General features: G+C 33.0%; 19 protein-coding genes. 10 read left to right on the plus strand and 9 right to left on the minus strand.

The features are described 5' to 3' along the window. The first annotated feature begins 118 nt into the window (after nucleotides 1-118). The 3 genes from Q4Q40_RS20160 (at nucleotide 119) to Q4Q40_RS20170 (ending at nucleotide 2,183) form a co-directional block, all read left to right on the plus strand. Nucleotides 119-397, plus strand: coding sequence for a DUF6520 family protein (locus Q4Q40_RS20160; RefSeq protein ID WP_303303820.1), 279 nt, complete (start codon nucleotides 119-121; stop codon nucleotides 395-397). Between the two features lie 278 nt (nucleotides 398-675). Next, entirely contained in the window at nucleotides 676-1,083 is a 408-nt protein-coding gene (locus tag Q4Q40_RS20165; RefSeq protein ID WP_303303822.1) for a MauE/DoxX family redox-associated membrane protein, read from the plus strand. Beyond that, nucleotides 1,080-2,183 carry a hypothetical protein gene (locus Q4Q40_RS20170; protein ID WP_303303824.1) on the plus strand — a complete coding sequence of 368 codons (1,104 nt, stop codon included), beginning with the start codon at nucleotides 1,080-1,082 and terminating at the stop codon, nucleotides 2,181-2,183. Before Q4Q40_RS20165 ends, Q4Q40_RS20170 begins: the two co-directional genes overlap by 4 nt. A 270-nt stretch (nucleotides 2,184-2,453) precedes the next feature. On the opposite strand, the gene Q4Q40_RS20175 is transcribed toward Q4Q40_RS20170, so the two are convergent. The 9 genes from Q4Q40_RS20175 to hpf form a co-directional block, all read right to left on the minus strand. Then, a complete protein-coding gene (locus Q4Q40_RS20175) occupies nucleotides 2,454-3,881 on the minus strand; it encodes a RagB/SusD family nutrient uptake outer membrane protein (protein ID WP_303303826.1) in 1,428 nt (475 codons plus the stop codon). A 20-nt stretch (nucleotides 3,882-3,901) separates the two neighbouring features. Further along, a complete protein-coding gene (locus Q4Q40_RS20180) occupies nucleotides 3,902-5,524 on the minus strand; it encodes a TonB-dependent receptor domain-containing protein (RefSeq protein ID WP_303303828.1) in 1,623 nt (540 codons plus the stop codon). Then, complete coding sequence (locus Q4Q40_RS20185; protein ID WP_303303829.1) at nucleotides 5,514-7,175, minus strand: TonB-dependent receptor plug domain-containing protein; 1,662 nt, start codon at nucleotides 7,173-7,175, stop codon at nucleotides 5,514-5,516. The genes Q4Q40_RS20180 and Q4Q40_RS20185 overlap by 11 nt, the downstream gene beginning before the upstream one ends. 453 nt (nucleotides 7,176-7,628) lie before the next feature. Continuing rightward, the gene (locus Q4Q40_RS20190) at nucleotides 7,629-8,126 is read right to left on the minus strand and encodes a hypothetical protein (RefSeq protein WP_303303830.1); all 498 of its coding nucleotides are present in this window, start codon (nucleotides 8,124-8,126) and stop codon (nucleotides 7,629-7,631) included. Between the two features lie 131 nt (nucleotides 8,127-8,257). Continuing rightward, the gene (locus Q4Q40_RS20195; protein ID WP_303303831.1) at nucleotides 8,258-9,442 is read right to left on the minus strand and encodes a FecR family protein; all 1,185 of its coding nucleotides are present in this window, start codon (nucleotides 9,440-9,442) and stop codon (nucleotides 8,258-8,260) included. A gap of 80 nt (nucleotides 9,443-9,522) precedes the next feature. Beyond that, complete coding sequence (locus tag Q4Q40_RS20200) at nucleotides 9,523-10,053, minus strand: sigma-70 family RNA polymerase sigma factor (protein ID WP_303303832.1); 531 nt, start codon at nucleotides 10,051-10,053, stop codon at nucleotides 9,523-9,525. Nucleotides 10,054-10,463: 410 nt separating this feature from the next. After that, nucleotides 10,464-10,994 (minus strand): RNA polymerase sigma-70 factor, encoded by a 531-nt coding sequence (locus Q4Q40_RS20205; RefSeq protein ID WP_303303833.1) that lies wholly within the window; start codon nucleotides 10,992-10,994, stop codon nucleotides 10,464-10,466. A gap of 186 nt (nucleotides 10,995-11,180) precedes the next feature. After that, nucleotides 11,181-11,540, minus strand: a complete 360-nt coding sequence (locus Q4Q40_RS20210) for an MmcQ/YjbR family DNA-binding protein (protein ID WP_303303834.1) — start codon at nucleotides 11,538-11,540, stop codon at nucleotides 11,181-11,183. A 23-nt stretch (nucleotides 11,541-11,563) separates the two neighbouring features. Further along, nucleotides 11,564-11,863 (minus strand): ribosome hibernation-promoting factor, HPF/YfiA family, encoded by a 300-nt coding sequence (gene hpf / locus Q4Q40_RS20215; protein ID WP_303303835.1) that lies wholly within the window; start codon nucleotides 11,861-11,863, stop codon nucleotides 11,564-11,566. Between the two features lie 150 nt (nucleotides 11,864-12,013). On the opposite strand from hpf, the gene Q4Q40_RS20220 reads away from it, so the two are divergent. From Q4Q40_RS20220 to Q4Q40_RS20250, 7 genes are all read left to right on the plus strand, one after another. Next, nucleotides 12,014-12,586, plus strand: a complete 573-nt coding sequence (locus Q4Q40_RS20220; protein ID WP_303303836.1) for a non-canonical purine NTP diphosphatase — start codon at nucleotides 12,014-12,016, stop codon at nucleotides 12,584-12,586. Nucleotides 12,587-12,658: 72 nt separating this feature from the next. Beyond that, entirely contained in the window at nucleotides 12,659-14,878 is a 2,220-nt protein-coding gene (locus Q4Q40_RS20225) for a RelA/SpoT family protein (RefSeq protein WP_303303837.1), read from the plus strand. A 26-nt stretch (nucleotides 14,879-14,904) separates the two neighbouring features. Further along, the gene (locus tag Q4Q40_RS20230) at nucleotides 14,905-15,357 is read left to right on the plus strand and encodes a Fur family transcriptional regulator (RefSeq protein ID WP_303303838.1); all 453 of its coding nucleotides are present in this window, start codon (nucleotides 14,905-14,907) and stop codon (nucleotides 15,355-15,357) included. An 11-nt stretch (nucleotides 15,358-15,368) separates the two neighbouring features. After that, nucleotides 15,369-16,655, plus strand: a complete 1,287-nt coding sequence (locus Q4Q40_RS20235; protein ID WP_303303839.1) for an adenylosuccinate synthase — start codon at nucleotides 15,369-15,371, stop codon at nucleotides 16,653-16,655. 141 nt (nucleotides 16,656-16,796) lie between these two features. Next, nucleotides 16,797-18,608, plus strand: a complete 1,812-nt coding sequence (locus tag Q4Q40_RS20240; RefSeq protein WP_303303840.1) for an OstA-like protein — start codon at nucleotides 16,797-16,799, stop codon at nucleotides 18,606-18,608. Then, a complete protein-coding gene (locus Q4Q40_RS20245) occupies nucleotides 18,598-19,779 on the plus strand; it encodes an aspartate aminotransferase family protein (protein WP_303303841.1) in 1,182 nt (393 codons plus the stop codon). Before Q4Q40_RS20240 ends, Q4Q40_RS20245 begins: the two co-directional genes overlap by 11 nt. A gap of 159 nt (nucleotides 19,780-19,938) precedes the next feature. Further along, the gene (locus tag Q4Q40_RS20250) at nucleotides 19,939-21,333 is read left to right on the plus strand and encodes a tetratricopeptide repeat protein (RefSeq protein WP_303303842.1); all 1,395 of its coding nucleotides are present in this window, start codon (nucleotides 19,939-19,941) and stop codon (nucleotides 21,331-21,333) included. The last annotated feature ends 20 nt before the right edge of the window (nucleotides 21,334-21,353 follow it).

Below are 21,353 nucleotides of genomic sequence, written 5' to 3' on the forward strand. Positions count from 1 at the left end.
GAATTCGACTCACGAATAACAAATTCGAGACAAAGAGATACTGTACAGTCAGGAGTAAGGCCGAAAACCTGTAAAAAAGAGTAGGTCAATAATTTTTAATTTTTTAAATATTTATATTATGAAACATCGATCTTTAAAAACAGTTTTGTATGCCTTCGTTTTTACGCTGGCCATTGGAGCCTCTTTTGCTTTTAAATCTGCTCCAAGCGATCCAGGTATATTTATCCAGAAAGTTGGCCCAACTCATTGTGAATCACAATTAATGGCTCTTCCATATGGCTGTTCCATTGACAACTGGGGGGCAAAATGTGCCATTATTGAGTTAGGTGTAAGTCATAACTTGTACTCTAGAGTCTGGGGAGTTCTATGTATGGATCAATACAGATTACCTTTGTAAAATTTAATCATAAAGAGGTTGTTGAAAAGCGACCTCTTTTATTTGTATAAATGGTGGAATTATTAAAAGATTTACAAGGTTCGGTGATAAAATTAGCACGCACTATTACAGCATGAAAAACCAACTTTCAATACACCCCTTAAACCTTTCATTTTGTAAGCATTTATCATTGAAAAACAAATTTCAACCTGTATTTACACTGTTAATAAACTATTTTCATTATAAATGTTATGAAAATCTACAGTAAACATAGAAATAGTTTGTTGGAACTTATTTGTATGCTGTTCATATTATTGTTTGTATATGCAGCTGTAAGCAAATTTTTAGTTTTTGACGAATTTAAGATTCAAATAGGGCAATCTCCCGTTCTTACTAATTATACTACTTGGGTCGCCTGGGGCGTTCCTTTCATTGAAATCCTAATTTCATTGATGTTGATCATTCCGCGGTTTAAGCTATTGGCCTTGTATGCTGCCTTTACGCTCATGACCATGTTTACTACCTATATTTTTATTATTTTGAATTTTAGTGACTTTATTCCCTGTTCCTGTGGAGGTGTTTTGGAAAAATTAAGTTGGACCGAACATTTAATATTTAATATCATCTTTGTTATTCTTGCCTTTATTGGGGTTGTAATATTAAGTCCACAAAAGAATGACAATACTTCAAAATCTGTAGCCTTATGATACGTAAAAAAACATATACTACCCTTTTTATCTGTATGATATGTGGTATAGGGCTCATGTTTTTATTATTCTCTCTTTCAGAACATAAACTCCATCGAGACAATAGTTTTACACGCCGGTTTGCTGGTCATCCTGCAATAAGTGCCAAACAATTGGATCTGGCTTACAATTCGTATTATATTGCTGGAACCGATCAGGGAAAGATATATTTGGGAAACAGTACCGCACCTTTTCATCTGGTTACTTTGGATACGGCACTTCAGAACAAAGAAACCATTCGTTTGGCTTTAGATCAGGACAGTCTCTCGTATAAATCTATACAGCTACGGGTAATCCCTCCCTATTTCTTTCTTATGGATGGTGTTATGCCTTATATTTTTAGAGGGAATACGACAGATTGGAAAGCCCGATCCATCTTGAATAAACCAGCTTATTTCTCACAGGTTGAACCCATAGATTCTGTTAATTTGGTCATTAGTAGCGTAAGCAGTAAAACCAGAGAAAATGTGCTGGGTAAAATAAGTCTTTCAGGAACAGGTAAGATTGACCTCTCTCACGACCTGTTGCAAAAACAAATCGACGGTATTTTTGATACCGATGGTATCCTCCAATACAATCGCCAGTTACAAAAATTGGTATATACCTACTATTACCGTAACCAATTTATTGTTGCCGACACCAATCTCCAATTAGACCATCTTGGGAAAACCATAGACACCATAAGCCATGCTCAAATAAAAATGGGAACCATAGCATCTAAAAATCAAATAAAAATGGCTGCACCTCCTCTAATAGTAAACAAAAACAGTGCAACCTACGGTGACTACCTTTTTGTAAACTCAAAATTAATAGGAAAATACGAACCTATTCACATATGGGAACGAGCTTCTATTATTGATGTATATAACCTTGTAGATAACACTTACGAATTTAGCTTTTATATTTATGGCATCAAAAAAGACAAACTAAGATCATTTCAGGTGCTTCAAGATAAATTTATCGGGCTCATTGGGAATCATATAGTAACGTACCAACTCGACACAAATCTGTTTAAGAATCTATTACCCAATTCAAAAGAGAACGTAGATCCCAAAATTTAGATTTGAGTTATCAGATTGAGACCTTTATTATTTTTTTAACTGTCGAATGATAAGATGACGAAAGTTTGTCATTCTTGCCTTTCAACTATTATTTAAGACAAATTTCGGTAGGAATCCACAAGTTGATTAAATAAGTAATTCATTGATTTATTTTTCACTATTTAAATATAAATATTACGCAGATGTATAATTTTATTATATGAGATGCTTTCGTAGTCAAGTAAATCCCTGCCTCTGCTGGAATGACAAACTTACTTCTTAGCTAGGATCTTAATACCCATTATTCTGCGGTAATAAATTGGGATTGAGCGTTAACTCTTTATCTGGAACGGGTAACAACATATGAATGTCTTTCCAGTTGGGTTTGATTGCCCCCAATACTTCTGTTGCTTTTCCCATACGCTTTAAATCGAACCAACGGTGTCCTTGTTCTGTAAACAATTCAACCCGACGCTCTTGCAAAATGGCATCCAACAATTCATTTAATGTAACGGCAGCTGTGTTGTCCAAGCCCGCTCGGTTTCTAACTGCATTTATATCTGCTTGTGCTCCAGAGATATCACCTAGATGCGCTCGCGATTCGGCGCGAATTAAATATTGTTCTGCCAAACGTAATTGTATCGAATATTCTACAGAACTACCTGTATTGCTTTGTTCTTTATATTTAAAAGCATGACACCAAGTTTCTGTATTTGCAGTATTACTAACTTCTTTCACCCAAGAGGATTGGCGCAGATCACCAGATTCAAATGCACCAAACAAAAGGTCGCTCATAGCTATATTTGAGGGAGGTCCAATAGTAAATATAAAATTTGTTCCCTCATTGGTATTATCACCATCTGCATTCGGTTTAAATTGCCAGATCGTTCCAGAAGCCTCTTTTAAAAAGACCTTGCTTAAATCAGGTTCCAAAGCTCCAAACTTGGTAATGACCCGATCCGCCATCGCTTCTGCCAAGGTCCATTGCTGGGTATATAAATAAGCACGGGCAAGCACTGCTTCTGCCACTGAAGCATAGGGACGTATACGCTCCTCGCTGATATCCTCATCAGGCAACAAGTCTACAGCCAAAATTAGATCTGCTATAATATCATCGTAGGCTAAAACTCTTGGAATTCGTGTTACAGCTTTATTTACTTCATAATCTATCCCTTTAATATAGGGAATATCTCCAAAAAGCTCTGCTAGCAATAGATGCAAATAAGATCTTACAAACAAGGCTTCTCCTTTAAACTGATCCTTTTCTTCCGAAGTCAAATTTACCGAATTCTCAACCCCGTCTAGAATCGCATTAACCGTATAAACTTGAGTGTAGGCACTGTTCCACAAATTTGCTACAATAAGGTCGTTTGACCGTACGGTATGGTTTTGGTAATTCTCCAATGGCTCTTCCCTACCTAGCTTGTAATAATCCAACTCATCGGTATATAGCCCCATAGAGACACTCAAGCCATCGCCAGATATCAATCCATTAGTACGCATTTGATAATAGACACCATTGATTGCGGTTTCCGTCACTAATGCATCCTCAAAAATGGACGCTGCCGATAATTGATTTTTTGGTAGATCTACCTCTACAAAATCTGTACAGGCTGTTAAACTCCCCATTAAAATAGTTAGGTTTAATAGATTACATCCACGAAAATTTAATATAAAAAACCATTGGTATGGTACTGTATCTCTGTATTTAAATCTCATAAACGTCTAGTTTTTTTATGTTAAAGGCTTAGTTCTAATCCTAGTGTAAAATGTCTTAATATAGGAAGTGCCGTGGCACTTGAGTGTTCTGGATCTGCTTTTAGGGATTTTGTAATTGTTAAGAGGTTCTGTCCTTGGAGATAGACCCTAACACCTAATCCAGAAGCGGTCTCTTTAGGAATGGCATAACTTAAAGAAACATTTCTAAGTCGGATAAAGGACGTATCTGTATACCGTGCGTTACTATTTTCATAATTGGCATAAGCAGACATAACCTCTCTTCCTTCTACACTTTCCCCTATGGTATAACGCTGTACCGAAGTTTCATCTCCATCCTGCTGCCAACGATTTAATACAAACACATGTTGGTTAGAAAAACCACCAGGATTTTTTGAATTATAGAAAACATCAGCACCTCTTTGTTTCTTAAACTGGAAAAAAAGCTCCAAGCTCAGGTTTTTGTAATTGAAAATGTTGTTCAAGCCTCCATGAAATTTTGGAGCTGTATCCTCGATCCATTGACGATCTTCTGAGAGATCACCAGGATCTATCTCACCATTTTTATTATAATCTTCAAACTGATACACCCCTGTCTCTGGATCAACACCAGTCATATGATATAGCTTTTTAATATTTAAGGGCTGCCCTACTACATATTTATTTGCAAAAATAGAGTGTTCCAATCCATCAAATTTTATCAACTTATTTTTGGGCATCGAAATATTAAAAGTCGTAGTCCAGTTAAAATGGGTGTTTTTAATATTTACAGACCGAAAGTCTATTTCAAGACCTGTATTTTCTACCGTAGCATCAAAGTTGGCATTTACAGAATTAAAACCAGTGGTTCCTGGTAAAGGAATTCCCAACAATTGATTTGAAGAATGATTACGGTACCATGCCGTTGTAAATAGTACACGATCGTTTAAAAACCCCAATTCCAGACCTACTTCAAACTTTCTGGTTTCTTCCCATCCAAAGGTTGGATTGAATAACTTCTCTGGTAATACTATCGGTCCGTTATAATTTCCATCCGAAGTCTCATAAGTATTATAAAAGCCATAATTCCCTATATTATCACTACCTGTAACTCCATAACTGGTACGAAATTTTCCATAACTTAAAAGCCCATGATTCTCTAAGAAGGTTTCTTCTGAAAAAATCCAGGCTGCTCCAACGGCTCCAAAATAACCAAATTGCCTGCCTGGTCCAAACCGACTGGAGCCATCTCGTCGCCCTGTGAGATTCATAATATATTTCCCTGCCCATTTAAAATTTAGTCTCCCAAATATAGCATTGTAATTATATTTGGATTCTTGGTCATCTCCATCTGTAATTTCATTGGCTGCGAAAACATCTAGAATTTGACTGTTATTTTGGAAACCTTCTCCTGAGATACTAACTTGGCTTGTTTGACGTTGCTGGAATGTGGTTCCAACCAGAATATTAAGATTTGCCTTGCCCCATTCCTTTTCCCACTTTATCTGTGGTTCCACATTCCAGGATTGGATCGAGGCACTATTAGTAACAATCGACGATCCAGTAACACTTGTTAATCCATAAGCTGGATTAAATACCGTATGTGGAGATGCTTTATGCTCCTTCATTTGGTAATCTGTATAACCTAAATTGGTTCTAAACTCCAAATTTTGGTATAGGACGATAAGAAACCACCGTATTCAATAGAAGGTTTTTATTCTTTGCCCGATATTCTCCTTCTAACAGCCCCAATGGATTATCCACTAAAATTGGAGTCCATCCGTCCCAATTCAAATCACCACGATCATTGTAGAGTGCAGGAGCATTTGGTGGCAACTTATAGGCTTCTCCCGCAAACTCATCAAGCGGAAGGTGGTTGTCATCAAGAACATAATTCGTTAAGATACTTATCTGAAAACGCTTGTTTAACGATTGGTGGCTAACATTGCTGTGTATAGAAGCCTTCTCATATTTTGAATCTCCAGGAAATACTGTAGTCTCATTTTGATAACTGCCACTAAATAAAAACTGTGTCTGTTCATTACCTCCTGAAAAAGACATCTGTCCCGTGTTTCGGTAAGCTGTACCTCCTATAAGCACCTTTTGCCAGTCTGTATAACGATTTTGATCCCATTCAAACAAGTCTGGCATAGCGGCTTTTATATCTGGAAGTGCCGTTCCAAGCGTGAAACCATCATTGGTAATCGCTTCCATTCGCATTTCTAAATACTGCTCTGTATTTAATAAATCCATAAAGTGCGGTACACTTGCCACTCCCGTAGTAACATTAACTTTAATTTGGGTTTTCCCTGGGCTGCCTCTTTTGGTTGTGATAAGGATTACGCCATTTGCACCACGAGAACCATAAATAGCCGTAGCATCTGCATCTTTGAGCACTTCAATGCTTTCAATATCAAAAGGGTTAATCAAACTTTGCCGGTTTTCTCCTGGTAAAATAGAACTAACAAGAGGAAATGACGATGATTCGAAATTATAAGGAACCCCATCTAAGATATATAGCGGCTCTGTATCTGCATTTATAAAGTTTTTACCGCGTATCTCAATCTTAAAACCGCTACCAGGAAGTCCTGTGTTTTGAACAATATTGACTCCTGGAATATAGCCATTCATAGCTGCCAACGGGTTGGATATGGGTTGTTTTTCTATGGTCTTAGCATCTATCTTATAAACATTCCCTGGATTCTCTCGTTGAGGTCTTTTGTAGTAGTGTCCCACCACGATTTCTACTTGTTCCAATTCTTCAAACTCTTCTTTAAGGGATACATTAATGCTACTTTGATTGTTTATGGGAATTTCCTGTGTTTTAAATCCTAATGACGAGAATACTAAAACAGTATCAGAATGGGTTACCATAACCGTATACAAGCCATTTAAATCGGTAGCAGTTCCTTTGGTTTCACCATTTTTAAAAACGGAGACGTCTTTCATAGCTCTCCCTTCCTCATCTGAGACGATACCAGAAAGACTTCGCTCTTGGGGTTTATCGTCATTCTTTTTTTTATCAATAAAAATGTTATTCCCCTCTATAGTGACATCAAAATCCTCCTTTGGAATATTCATATTTAATAACTCATTAACTCCAATAGTTCCTTTATTGAGCTTTATTTTAGGAAAGTCTTTAAACAAATTTTCAGGCAAAACGAATAAGTAATTCGTCTGTTCGCCAATAATATCAAATACCTTATCAATGGTTACCTCCATTGTTGAATCTATGACAACCTCAATGTTTTGAGAGTATGTATGCTTAGGTATAAAACTGAACAATACGATACTAAATAACAGTATAAATCTGCACATAATAAATTTTGAGAGTGTATTTTTTAAATACAAAACATGGTTAATTTAATTTTCGTAATTTGATTATTACTTACCTAATTAATTAATATTAAAAAAGGGGAATGTAACCTCATACCATTCAGGCATAAACTACATTCCTCCTTTATATTTTTAAATCTGCTTTATTTTATTTCATTTTTTTTCGGTTGATTTTAATATTTCGAAATAGTCATTTTTGTTTTCATTAGATTAGTTCTTGTTTTTTATTAAATTTCAGATGAATCTATTTACCATTTTTTTTAAGATGCTGTCCCTAATCTAAAAGGGAAAAGATAGTTTAGATTTATTAATCTCTCACTTAATAAATCTAAAAACACACTTGTTCCCTTTTTTAAATTGCTTCTTTATTTTATTTATTTTTTATGTGTCTTCATGGTATCACGTTAAGCTGGTTCAGCTACCAAAATTAATCCATCAGATTATTTTTACATGTTCCAATCCTACTTCTTCATATTTTTTTAGTTTCTGTACCCTACTGAATCGTAGGTTTTCGAAAAAATATAAACCTTTTTTTAGATGTTTTGCATCGGATTTTTTAATTTTACTCTGTAACATCTTTTGCCTTAAATTATTATATACTCGTATAAACTTTAAACCTGAGACTTCTTTTATATGCAACATATACTCTGGCGAATTTGAATCATCATTATTAGAACATGTTTGAAAATAATTGACTGATAAATCATCAAATTTAAGCGCAGATGCTTTTACTGTAAAAGAAATAACATCGGTATTGTGTAAGCCAACAGAGATGAGATTTGGGGGTTCATCTCCTATTGGACTTACTGGGGCAGGACCACCTGATAAGGTTACGATAATATCATCAATTATTTCTTCTGAGGTATCATCTCTGTTATCCATAGTATTCGTACCAGAATCAAATAATGCAAATAAATTTATATTTTTTTTCATGGCTTAGGGCTATTTTAATTGTTTTGTTTATAGTTTAGTTTAATTCGTTTTTGTTTAATCTACTATGAAAGCTGGTTAACTTATTCTTTGAAATAGAGCTCCAGATTACTTTCACATACCGTCGCCGCCTTTTAATTGATAGTTAATGTTTTATCTTTTATATGATAGCCATTGAGAAGATTTGAGCGCTTAAAGCTTAACAGAACATCTTCTATTGGAGAGTTTCTGTTGAATGATCCCATATACGTTTTGTCTTCTACTTCTTTGTTTTCAAATCTCACTTCCATGTCGTACCAACGTGAAAGGGTTTTCATGATATCCTTTAAGGTTTTTTTTCGAAAACTATACTTACCGTCTTTCCATGAAACTTCTTTGTACGTATTGATGTTTGTTGTTATGTTTATATTATTAGTTTCAAGATTTAAATTTGATTGTTGGTTAGGGATTAATATTTGATTTTTATCTATTGTACTTATAGCCACTTTACCTTCTACTAAGGTGGTATAAATGTTAGTCTCATCTTTATAAGCTTTTATATTGAACTCAGTACCTAATACTTCGATTTCCTGAGACTGATTAAACACTTTGAACTTCGCCCCTTTATGATTTGTACTTGACGACACATCGAAATAGGCTTCACCATAAACAAGTTCTACTTGCCTAGTTTTTCCATCATTAAATGCTACTGGGTATTTTAGTTGGGTCTCGGAATTTAGCGAGATTTTAGTACCGTCTGATAATTCTATTTTAAATTGCCCCCCACGAGGAACTGTTATTATATTATAAGCAATTTCTTTTATTCCTATTTCTGTATGACCTGCTTGTTCGATAGGTAGATATATTATTTTTTCGCCATTACTAGTAGCATTGTTTGATTGGTAAGCTTGACCTTTTTCTAAACGCACTTCGGAAGCATCTTCTAATGTTAAAATTGCTTTGTCTGTACCTATTTCGATATTTTTCTCTGCTATAGTTATTGTATCAATTTGCAATTCATTATTTTTATTTAAAAGAAACGTGATGCCAAGTAAAATGACTATAGATGCTGCTATCGTAAAATAGTTAAACGGTTTTTGTCTGAAATAGCTTTGTTTTTTGTTACCAGTTATTTTTTCCCAGGCTTTTTGCTTATTTAATTTATTTTTAAGTTGTAAACGTTCTTCTCTTTTATTTTTATTAGTAACACCAAAAAGGATACGTTTTTTATCATCTTCGGTAAGCGTATCAAACTCCTCTAAATCGATGGGGGTTTCATCTTTTATTAACGAAGCAGCAATCTTCTCCGCAAGTGGTTTAATTTTATCTAAATTGTCCATAAATTAAAGAATTAAGAGTCACTCTATATAATAATGACGTAAAGAAAAAGAAAGGGAGGGGGTAAAAGGTTAAAAAAGTTTTATACAATTCTTAAGAAACTTAAAGTTTTTCGGAGTTTTTGATAGGATTCCTTTTTATAACTCTTGACCGTATGAATGGATATGTTCATTTCTTCTGCTATTTCCTTGTTCTTATAATTTTCAATGCTTAACCTTATAGCCTTAGCAGCTTTACTAGGTAGTGCTTTCAGTTCTCTTTCAATAATATCTGATGTTTCCAATATAACAGCTTCTGGTAAATTGTAATTTTCCGTTTGTAGAGCTTCTAAATCCTCCAAAGGATAAGTATTAACATTTTTAACATATTTACTTCTCAAAAAATCAAGAGACTTATTCTTTACTGCTGTATAAAAGAAGCTTTCAATTTTGTCTTTACTTTTAAAAGAAACCTTATCCTCCCATACTTTTATAAAGACATTCTGAACAATGTCTTCAGAATCATCTAAATCATTAACATATTCATTAGCAAAAAGACATAATGACTTATATCGACGGTTGAAAAAATTTTCATACTCCTTTAAAGTTAACTCGTATTCTTTGCTTTGATCCATTTATTCTCTAAAAAAGGTTCTTAGGTACACATCCATTTTAAATAAGAACGGTCACTGCATCTTTGGGGTGTTAAAATATATTTTCTGGCAACTTGATAATACAATTATCTGTTTTTCCAGAATAATAAAGAACTTCTTGAAACCAACTAGTCTCGTAGCAAAGCCATAGAGATATTTTGTTGGTTTTACACCCAATCAAATTGAGCACATGTTTTTATCTTTTGGATCAAAACACAAAATTCTGTTAGAGTCTTAAACTTTAAATACAAGACCTTAAAAAGGATTATCAACTGAAGTTAGAGGGGTTGATAACATCATTTTTTAATATAACGTTTATATACAAATATACAACTGTACACAAGTATGACGTAAAGAAAAAGAAAGAGAGGGGGTGAAAAATTAAAAAAGTTTTATTTAATTCTTAAGTAACCTAAAGTTTTTCGTAATTCTTGATAGGCTATTTTTTTATATTCCTTGACCGTATAAACGGATATGTTCATTTTTTTAGCTATTTCCTTGTTCGCATAATTTTCAATGCTTAATCTCATAACCTCGGCACATTTATTAGGTAGCGATTTGATTGTTCTTTCAATAATATCTGATGTTTCTAATATAATAGCTTCCGATATAAAATAATTTTCCGTTTGTAGAGTTTCTAAATCCTCCAAAGAATAAGCCTTAACATATTTAGCATATTTACTTCTTAAAAAATCGAGAGATTTATTTTTTACTGCAGTATAAAGAAAGCCCACTATCTTATCTTTATCATGAAAAAATACCTTGTCCTCCCATACTTTTATAAAGACATTCTGAACGATGTCTTCAGAGAGGTTTAAATCATTAACATACTTATTAGCAAAAAGACATAATGAATCATATAGACGATTGAAAATGTTTTCAAATTCCTTCAAAGTTAACTCATGCGCCTTGTTTTGATCCATTTATTCGTTTTAGAAAAGGTTCTTAGGGGAAATCGTTTTAAATAAGAATGGTCACTGTATCTTTTTGGGGGGCTAAAAAATACATCTTCAAGAAACTATCTAAATTACAATTAAATTTTTTCTGAAAAAACATAGAATCTCTTGAAACAAATTATAAGCTGTGTTTTAATTTTTAATTGGTATTAGTTATAAATTCTCTAATTCCAACCGCTCTTTCTTAGTAAGTTTAGCGACCACTAAACGATAAGAAACATCCAACCATTCATACAATATCTTATCAGAAATAGAACCATCAACCAAAACCTTACTCCAGTGTTTTTTACTAAAATAGGATGGTTCCTCCAATGCATCATATTCCGCACGAAGCGCTTCTATAGTTTCGGGCTCACATTTAATACTAAAACTCTTAAATGTATTTATATCTGTAGCTGTAAACATTTTACCTTTTACTTTAAAAACGAGTAAGTCTGGTAATTTAGAAAAAGGAATAGACTCAGTAACTCCTTTTTTAGATAAACAGTATAACCGATACGCTTCAATGTTCATTTACAAAAATGTTGACATTAAAGTCAATGTGTTTTAAAAACTTCTTTTCGTTTTTCTAATTGGCGTTCTAAATCAGAAATAGTTTCTCTTACAGACACTTCAAAATTACGTTCGTTAGAAGTTGCAAAAATTCGAGGTCCTGGCAAACTCAACTCTATATTACAAATTTTGCCAATTTCATGTTGATTGTCATCTTGTTTAAAATACACAGTTGCGCTTATTAAAAACTCATAACGATTAAATAATTTTTTTAATTTTTCTTCTGTGAAACTCGAAAGTGTTTCGCTTACATCTACACCTACATACTGAATATTTACTGTCATACTTTCTTTCTTTTTATATATTAGAATTCTGATATAAATATACACGTTTTTTAAATAATTTATAATAACAAAAATCATAAAAAGTTATAAAATATTTTTACTTGTAAATCAATATAGTAGTATTTTTGAAAATCTAAATTCATTCAACATATGCAACTCGTTTTCGCTACCAATAACCTAAATAAAATAAAAGAAGTTCAGGCTTTGGTTCCTAATCATATTAACTTATTAAGTTTAAAAGATATTGGTTGCCATGAGGATATTCCTGAGACTCAAAATACGATTACTGGTAATAGCATCCAGAAAGCAGCGTATATAAAAACTCATTATGGACATGATTGTTTTGCCGATGATACAGGATTAGAAGTAGACGCTTTAAATGGTGCTCCAGGAGTTTATTCTGCCAGATATGCTGGCGAGCAGCGTGATGCTAATGATAATATGGATAAACTACTAACCGAATTAAGCACAAAAACGAACAGAGACGCACAGTTTAAAACTGTAATCACACTTCAACTCAATAACAAACAACATACCTTTACCGGTATTTGTGAAGGAGAAATAACAACTACCAAAAATGGTGCACTCGGTTTTGGTTACGATCCTATTTTTAAACCCAAAGGATTTCAACAAACATTTGCCGAAATGGATTTAAGTTTAAAAAATAGTATAGGGCATCGCGGAAAAGCCATACTTCAATTAGTTCACTTTTTAAATTCTTAACCCTTAAAAAAATAGGTATAAAAAACCGAATTTCGTGTTGGTAGTTAATATTCTTTATGTTACTTTTAATTTATGACAGAGGAAGCTATAGAAAAAGAAAATGCAGCAATTACTAAAGCCTACAAAGAACTATTAAAAGTTAGTTATACAACGTTATCTGATGATGACAAAAAACTAATACGTAAAGCTTTTGATATTGCTATAGACGGCCATAAAGATCAGCGTAGAAAATCTGGGGAAGCTTATATTTTTCACCCCTTGGCTGTAGCAAAAATAGTGGCTCAAGAAATAGGGTTAGATAGTACCTCTATCGCTGCTGCCCTACTTCATGATGTTGTTGAGGATAGCCCGAATTATACCATACAAGACATTGAAAAGTTATTCGGAAAAACAATAGCTACTATTGTAGATGGTCTCACAAAAATATCATCTTTAAGTAAAGAAAAAGACATGAATGTGTCTTTACAAGCAGAAAACTTTCGTAAAATGCTGCTTACACTTAATGATGATGTTCGTGTTATCATAATAAAAATTGCAGATAGACTTCATAATATGCAAACTATGGAGTCCATGCGTCCTGATAAACAAGAAAAAATAGCATCCGAAACATTATACATTTATGCACCTTTAGCACATAGAATCGGATTATATAATATTAAAACAGAACTTGAAGATCTTGGATTAAAATATACAGATCCAGATATTTATAATGAGATTTTTGATAAAATAAAGGAAAGTAAGGAAGAACAAGATCAATACATTAAAGAATTTAGTGAGGTTATAAAAAACTCATTAAATAAAGAAAATTTTGAATATACTATAAAAGGACGTCCAAAGTCTATTTTTTCAATCAGAAAAAAAATGCATAACCAAGGTGTATCTTTTGATGAGGTATACGACAAGTTCGCAGTAAGAATTATTTATAAAAGTGACGAGGTCAATGAAAAGTTTTTCGCATGGAAGATATACTCTGTGGTAACAGATCATTTTAGACCTAACCCTATACGCCTCCGTGATTGGATTTCCTCTCCAAAATCTACAGGGTATGAGGCTTTACATATTACTGTTATGGGGCCTAAAGGGCGTTGGGTAGAAGTTCAGATACGTAGTGAACGCATGAATGAAATAGCCGAAAAAGGCTATGCTGCTCACTATAAATACAAACAAAACACCGAAAAAGAAGATAATTTAGAAAGCTGGATTAACAAACTCCAAGAAGCTTTAGAAAATCCAGATACAAATGCAGTAGATTTTGTTGAGCAGTTTAAACTTAGCTTATATTCGCAAGAAATATTTGTATTTACTCCTACTGGGGAATTAAAATCTTTACCCAAAGGAGCGACATCATTAGACTTTGCATTTAACATTCATACCGAGGTAGGTATGAGAACAAGAGGTGCTAAAGTAAATGGTAAACTAGTTCCTTTAAGTAAAGAATTACAAAATGGTGATCAAGTAGATATTTTAACCTCAGAAAGCGCTAAGCCTAATGCAAACTGGTTGGATTATGCAACCACTGCCAGAGCTAGAGGTAAAATAAAATCAGCTTTAAAAGAAGATAAAAAACGTATAGGTGAAGATGGCAAAGAAATTCTTAGAAGAAAATTAAAGCAACTAAAAATTACGTTAAACGAAGGTTCAACAAACGAATTAGTTAACTATTTTAAACTTAAAACAAGTCTCGATTTATTTTATAGAGTAGGCATTGGTACTATAGATAATATCATGCTTAAAAATTATGCTGCCTCTAGAAGTAATGCTTTAATGAGTTTTATTAAAAATAAAATTTCAAGAAAAGCAACTATTAAAAAAGAAGACTTAGAAAAAGAAGAAGTTACTGCTACATACGATTCTTTAGTTTTTGGTAAAGAAGAAGAAAAACTAGACTACAAAATATCAAATTGTTGCAACCCTATTCCTGGCGATGAAGTTTTTGGTTTCCTAACAGTTAATGAAGGTATTAAGATTCATAAAAAAAATTGCCCTAACGCTCTTAGTTTACAATCTAACTATGCTTACAGAATTATGCAAGCTAAATGGGTGGACTCTACGCAACAAGAATTTTTAGTTCAAATTAAAATTACAGGAATTGATCATATAGGGTTAGTAAGCGATATTACCTCAATTGTTTCAGATAATATGCATGTGAATATGAAGCGCTTAAATTTTGAGAGCGATGGCGGGTTATTTTCTGGAAAAATTAATGTAGTTGTAAAAAATAATACCATCATAAAAAAGCTTTTAATTAAGTTAAAAAAAATTAATGGTATAGATAAGGTTACCAGAGTGTAAAAAAAGTGTAAATTTGCGACGAAATTATGAATACAAAAGCGGATACAAAAAATCAAGACATAGTTAAAAGCGTATTTACTAGCTTTTTAGAGGGCAACGGACACCGTAAAACGCCTGAGCGTTATGCTATACTCCAAGAAATTTATAATAACACAGAACACTTCGATATAGAATCCCTATATCTTAGCATGAAAAACAAGAAATACCGTGTGTCTCGTGCTACACTTTACAACACTATAGAATTACTTTTAGAATGTGGTTTGGTAAGAAAACACCAATTTGGACAAAACCAAGCACATTATGAAAAATCGTATTTCGACAGGCAACATGATCATGTTATACTTACAGATACTGGGGAAGTTATAGAATTTTGCGACCCTAGAATTCAATCTATAAAAAAAACAATCGAAGAAATTTTCGATATTGAAATTAATAACCATTCGCTCTATTTTTACGGAAATAGAAAATCAACAAAATAACTAATTTTACAATGGCAGTAGATTTACTACTAGGATTACAATGGGGAGACGAAGGCAAAGGAAAAATTGTTGACGTACTTACCTCAAACTACAATATTATAGCACGTTTTCAAGGGGGACCTAATGCAGGCCATACTTTGGTTTTTAACGATAAAAAGCATGTTCTTCATACCATCCCTTCTGGAATTTTTCATGATGACGCTACTAATTTAGTAGGTAATGGTGTTGTTATAGACCCTGTTATTTTTAAAGGAGAGCTAGACAAATTAGAAGAACAAGATGTAGATTACAGAAAGTCCTTAGTTATTTCTCGTAAAGCACATATAATTTTACCAACACACCGTTTATTAGATGCCGCAAGTGAAGCTTCTAAAGGAAAAGCAAAAATAGGCTCGACCCTTAAAGGTATTGGTCCAACTTATATGGATAAAACTGGCAGAAATGGTATTCGTGTTGGCGATTTAGAGTTAAGCGACTGGAAAGAACGTTATAGAGCATTGGCTAATAAGCACGAATCTATGATTTCTTTTTACAATGTCGATATAGAATATGATTTAGCAGAACTTGAAATTGAGTTTTTTAAAGCCATTGACGTTTTAAAATCTTTAAAATTTATAGATTCTGAAGAATATATTTATCAAGCACAAAAATCTGGAAAAACCATTTTAGCTGAAGGTGCTCAGGGATCGTTACTAGATATCGATTTTGGAACTTATCCTTTTGTAACATCAAGTAATACAACTGCTGCTGGAGCCTGTACAGGTTTAGGGGTGTCTCCAAACCAAATTGGTGAGGTTTTTGGTATTTTTAAAGCCTATACAACTCGTGTGGGTTCTGGTCCTTTTCCAACGGAACTTTTTGATGAAGATGGTGAAACTATGGGACGCGTTGGTAATGAGTTTGGAGCAACTACAGGCCGTAGAAGACGTTGTGGTTGGTTAGATTTAATTGCTCTAAAATATGCATGCCAAGTAAATGGTGTTACTCAATTAATGATGATGAAAGGCGATGTGCTTTCTGGCTTTAAAACCTTAAAAGTATGTACCGCTTATAAATATAAAGGTGAGGTTATTCAACATTTTCCTTATAATATTGAACCAGAAAATGTAGAACCAATTTATACTGAGCTTAATGGTTGGGAAGAAGATTTAACAGAAATGTCTGAAACCTCTCAATTACCACAAACCTTAAATGAGTATATTGAATTTTTAGAAAAAGAACTAGAAATCCCTATTACCATTGTTTCTGTAGGACCAGATAGAAAACAAACTATTTTTAGAGGACAGTTAGTTCACTAAAAATTATAATACATATTAAATTAACAAAAACGCTCCAAAATATTTTGGAGCGTTTTTTGTTTTATTACAAATCATAAAAAATACTTAACAGATAATTAAACATCATTATTATCGTTATTTTTGCGACAAACTTTTTATATTTTGAACAAACTACACGTTTTACTTTTTATTCTTTTTATTGGCTTTGTTTCAATATCTAAGGGACAAGAAAAAACGAAAATAGAAATTAAGTACTCGGGATTCTTGCATGTTGATGAAGAAAAACACCCAGGCGGCAGGGTGCTAACACGTGATGATGTGCAACAAGTACACATAGAACATAAAGGCGCCAATATGTGGTGCGATAAAGCCATATACTATGGTAAAGAAAACATCATTGAAACTTATGGTAATGTGCAAATAAAGCAGGGAGACACCATTAATATGACTGCAAAATTTGTTGAGTATAGTGGAGAAACGGGTATGGCATTTGCTAGTGGCGATGTGGTTTTAAAAGATCCTAACTCTACGGTTTTATCAGACACCTTATATTTTGATCGCATCAAACAACAATCATTTTATAAAAGTGGTGGTACTGTTGTAAAAGATTCGTCTGGAACCATTACTAGTAAGATTGGACGGTATTACATGGATATCAAAAAACACCAATTTGTTGAAGATGTGGTATTGGTAAATGAAGAATCAACTATTAACTCCAATTTTTTCGATTTCTACTCCGATACAGGTCACGCCTATTTATTTGGCCCTTCAACAATAACAACAGAAACAAGTAAAACGTATTGTGAAAAAGGATTTTACGATACCAAAAATAAAATTGGGTATGCCCTTAAGAAGGCGAAAATAAATTACGATAACCGCATCATTGAAGGCGATAGCTTATATTTTGACAATAACATTAGCTTTGCTTCCGCTACTAATAATATAAAAGTAACGGATACCATAAACAATAGTATCATAAAAGGGCATTACGCCGAGGTTTTTAAAGAAAAAGATTCTGTCTTCATTACAAAACGGGCTTTAGCTATCACGCTACAAGAAAACGATTCTATCTATATGCATGCAGATAAAATCATGGTAACTGGCAAACCCGATAATCGTATTATTAGAGCTTACTATAACGCTAAAATATTCAAATCTGATCTTAGTGGAAAATCAGACTCTATACATTCAAATCAAAAAACGGGGATTACTCAATTAATAAATATAGACCGTTTTTCATCTGGCGATAAATTTTCAGTAAAACGAAAACCCATCATTTGGAATATTGCAAATCAAATGACAGGGGATACCATTCATTTAATTTCAAATACTGAAACAGAAAAAATAGACTCCTTAATAGTTTTTAATAATGCCTTTATTATAAGTAAAGACACTATTAGCGACAATGGTTATAATCAAATCTATGGCATGAGATTAACAGGTCTATTCAATGAAGAAAACCAGTTACGGCAGGTTGACATCGTTAAGAATGCTGAATCTATTTTTTATACACGTAATGATAAACAAGAACTTGTAGGAATTGACAAATCAAAATCTGGAAGCATTTCTATGCTTTTTGCAGATGGTGATATTGAAGAATATAACAGAATAAATCAAGCTGATGGTGATTTATATCCAGAATCTAAATACCCCGAAAAAGAAAAATTCTTAAAAGGGTTTGATTGGCGTGAAGAAGAACGCCCTATGAGTGTTGAAGATTTATTTAAAGATGATCCGCCTTATGTTTTACCTATTATAAAAGGCTTAGAAGATTATATTCCCCAAGAAGCCTTCTTTGATGAAGACATGCTCAAACGCATTGAAAGTATTCATAATCGAGAAAAAACGGATAAAAAGGACGTTGTAGAAGTACCAAAAAAGATCCCTAAATACGTTAACAAAGAAGTGAAAATTGATAAAAAAAAGAGCCTTAGATCTAAAAAAGTTTCTAAAAAGAACACTAATGACCTCTGACTTTTTTAAATATCAAGCGCAAACATCTCCACATCCACTAGCTATGGAAATTTCTCATGCCAGTGGTTCTTATATTTACGATACCAATAACAAAGCCTATCTAGATTTTGTTGCAGGCGTATCTGCATGCCCTTTGGGTCATAACCATCCTAAAGTTATAAATGCTATTAAAAATCAATTAGACAAGCATTTACATGTCATGGTATATGGTGAATACATACAAAAACCAGCTGTAGAACTCGCTAAATTATTAGCTAACAAGCTACCTAAGTCTTTAGAAAAAACATATTTAACCAATTCTGGTACCGAAGCTATTGAAGGTGCTTTAAAACTAGCAAAACGCGCTACAGGTAGAAGCGAAATTATAGCAGCACACAAAGCATATCATGGTAATACAATGGGATCTATGAGTGTTATGGGGGTTGAAGAAAAAAAACAAGCCTATAGACCATTACTACCAAATGTACAATTTATTACATTTAACAATGCTACCGAGTTAGCATATATCACAACCAAAACTGCATGTGTTATTTTAGAGACGATACAAGGCGGCGCGGGTTTTATAGAACCTCAAAATAACTATCTAGAAAAAGTAAGAAAGCGTTGTGATGCTGTTGGCGCTCTTTTAATTTTAGATGAAATACAACCAGGTATAGGTAGAACAGGTAAACTTTTTGGATTCGAACATTACAACTGTATTCCAGATATTTTGGTTACTGGCAAAGGTTTAGGTGGTGGTATGCCTATAGGGGCTTTTACAGCATCAGGTGAACTAATGGATGTACTTCAAGACACTCCTAAATTAGGACACATTACAACGTTTGGCGGTCATCCAGTTATTGCAGCATCTGCACTAGCAACCTTACAAGAAATAACAGCAAGTAATTTAATGGATCAAGCATTAGAGAAGGAACTGTTATTTCGTAAACTTTTAATCCATCCTTTAATTAAAGAAATTAGAGGAAAAGGGCTTATGCTTGCCATAATAACCGCTTCAGAAGAAATTACAAACGCAATAATTCTTAAGTGTCAAAAGGAAGGTCTCATACTATTTTGGCTCCTTTTTGAACCCAAAGCAATAAGAATAACACCTCCTTTAACTATTTCAAACGAAGAAATCACTAAAGGATGTGCTATAATCATTGCTGTTTTAAATACAATTCAAAAATAACCACCTCACTTTAACTTTCTAATAATCAAAAGAAAAGACCTGACAATTTAGCAAAGGGCATAGTTGTTGATTACTTTGTTAAAAAGATTTGCTTGATCTGTCGTAAAAAGGCAAATAGAAGCTTAAATTTATTGAAGTAGAAAACTTATAAAAGTGCCTATGGAGTTTAGTCATAATGACAGCAACAATTTGCCTCTATCAAAATTCGAATCGATGTTGAAAACAAATCATGTTTTGTTCTTCGATTCGGAAGAATTTGAAGACATTATTCACTATTATCTAAATCAAGGTAAAATAGCTTTAGCAAAAAAAGCAATTAAACTAGGTTTAGATCAACATACAACATCCATTAATCTAAGGCTTTTTAAAGTTGAAGTTTATGTATTTGAAGATAAACTAATCGAGGCAGACACCTTATTAAGTGAGCTTTATAATTTAGATCCTATGAATGAGGAAATCTACATTCAAAAAGCCAATATACTATCAAAAAAGGACGAACATCAACAAGCTATAGATGTACTAAAAAAGGCATTAGAGTTAACTGATGATGTGATTGATTTGTATTCTTTAATTGGCATGGAATATCTTTTTTTAGATCAATTCGAAAATGCTAAAGTATATTTCATGAAATGCTTGGAACAAGATTTAGAAGACTATTCTGCACTTTATAATGTGATTTATTGTTTTGAGTTTCTAAAACAACATGAAGATGCTATTTCTTATTTAAACGTATTTCTAGATAAAAACCCATACTGCGAAGTCGCATGGCATCAATTAGGGAAACAATACTATACGCTTAAAAAACATAAAAAAGCATTAGCTGCTTTTGATTTTGCTATTATTTCTGATGATACATTTGTTGGAGCATATCTTGAAAGAGGTAAAGTTTTAGAAGAATTAAAACGTTATGAAGATGCTATTGAAAATTACACCATTTCTTTACAACTAGACGAACCAACATCTTTTGCTCTATTACGAATAGGTAATTGTCATGAAAAATTGAGAAATGATGATTTAGCAGTTCAATATTACTATAAAACCGTTCATGAAGACCCTCTTTTAGATAAAGGGTGGATAGCGATAACAAAGTATTATAATAGAAAAAAGGATTTCCAAAAAGCGCTGTACTATATAAACAAAGCTATTAATATCGATTCTGATAATGTCATTTATTGGAAATTATACTCACAAATTAACCAACGACTCAATTTTTATGAAGAAGCAGAACGTGGGTTCAAAAAAACTTTAGAATTAGGAAATTACGAGCTTAATACATGGATTTCACGTGGCGATTTATTAATTAAATTAGGTGAACCACAAGCTGCTATTTATAATTTCGAACAAGCTTTAGAGTTTTATCCAGAAAATGCCGAGTTGGAATATCGTTTAGCAGGTCTATACTTTACTTTAAATGAAAATGATAAAGGTACATTTCATTTAAAAAATGGTATCAGTTCTAATGAAGAATACGCTTTTATAATTGAAGAACTTTTCCCTGAGGTTTCTAACAGAATATTGGTAAAAACACTACTTAAAGACAAAACTGTAAACTAACGATTCATTTGTTTTTGTTA

Source organism: Flavivirga jejuensis, from assembly GCF_030540765.1.
Lineage (GTDB): Bacteria > Bacteroidota > Bacteroidia > Flavobacteriales > Flavobacteriaceae > Flavivirga > Flavivirga jejuensis.

What these genes read in the sequence shown, in the direction of transcription:
- Q4Q40_RS20160 (WP_303303820.1), top strand. Translation starts at nt 119, where the DNA reads ATGAAACATCGATCTTTAAAAACAGTTTTGTATGCCTTCGTTTTTACG.
- Q4Q40_RS20165 (WP_303303822.1), top strand. Translation starts at nt 676, where the DNA reads ATGCTGTTCATATTATTGTTTGTATATGCAGCTGTAAGCAAATTTTTA.
- Q4Q40_RS20170 (WP_303303824.1), top strand. Translation starts at nt 1,080, where the DNA reads ATGATACGTAAAAAAACATATACTACCCTTTTTATCTGTATGATATGT.
- Q4Q40_RS20175 (WP_303303826.1), bottom strand. Translation starts at nt 3,881, where the DNA reads ATGAGATTTAAATACAGAGATACAGTACCATACCAATGGTTTTTTATA.
- Q4Q40_RS20185 (WP_303303829.1), bottom strand. Translation starts at nt 7,175, where the DNA reads ATGTGCAGATTTATACTGTTATTTAGTATCGTATTGTTCAGTTTTATA.
- Q4Q40_RS20190 (WP_303303830.1), bottom strand. Translation starts at nt 8,126, where the DNA reads ATGAAAAAAAATATAAATTTATTTGCATTATTTGATTCTGGTACGAAT.
- Q4Q40_RS20195 (WP_303303831.1), bottom strand. Translation starts at nt 9,442, where the DNA reads ATGGACAATTTAGATAAAATTAAACCACTTGCGGAGAAGATTGCTGCT.
- Q4Q40_RS20200 (WP_303303832.1), bottom strand. Translation starts at nt 10,053, where the DNA reads ATGGATCAAAGCAAAGAATACGAGTTAACTTTAAAGGAGTATGAAAAT.
- Q4Q40_RS20205 (WP_303303833.1), bottom strand. Translation starts at nt 10,994, where the DNA reads ATGGATCAAAACAAGGCGCATGAGTTAACTTTGAAGGAATTTGAAAAC.
- Q4Q40_RS20210 (WP_303303834.1), bottom strand. Translation starts at nt 11,540, where the DNA reads ATGAACATTGAAGCGTATCGGTTATACTGTTTATCTAAAAAAGGAGTT.
- hpf (WP_303303835.1), bottom strand. Translation starts at nt 11,863, where the DNA reads ATGACAGTAAATATTCAGTATGTAGGTGTAGATGTAAGCGAAACACTT.
- Q4Q40_RS20220 (WP_303303836.1), top strand. Translation starts at nt 12,014, where the DNA reads ATGCAACTCGTTTTCGCTACCAATAACCTAAATAAAATAAAAGAAGTT.
- Q4Q40_RS20225 (WP_303303837.1), top strand. Translation starts at nt 12,659, where the DNA reads ATGACAGAGGAAGCTATAGAAAAAGAAAATGCAGCAATTACTAAAGCC.
- Q4Q40_RS20230 (WP_303303838.1), top strand. Translation starts at nt 14,905, where the DNA reads ATGAATACAAAAGCGGATACAAAAAATCAAGACATAGTTAAAAGCGTA.
- Q4Q40_RS20235 (WP_303303839.1), top strand. Translation starts at nt 15,369, where the DNA reads ATGGCAGTAGATTTACTACTAGGATTACAATGGGGAGACGAAGGCAAA.
- Q4Q40_RS20245 (WP_303303841.1), top strand. Translation starts at nt 18,598, where the DNA reads ATGACCTCTGACTTTTTTAAATATCAAGCGCAAACATCTCCACATCCA.
- Q4Q40_RS20250 (WP_303303842.1), top strand. Translation starts at nt 19,939, where the DNA reads ATGGAGTTTAGTCATAATGACAGCAACAATTTGCCTCTATCAAAATTC.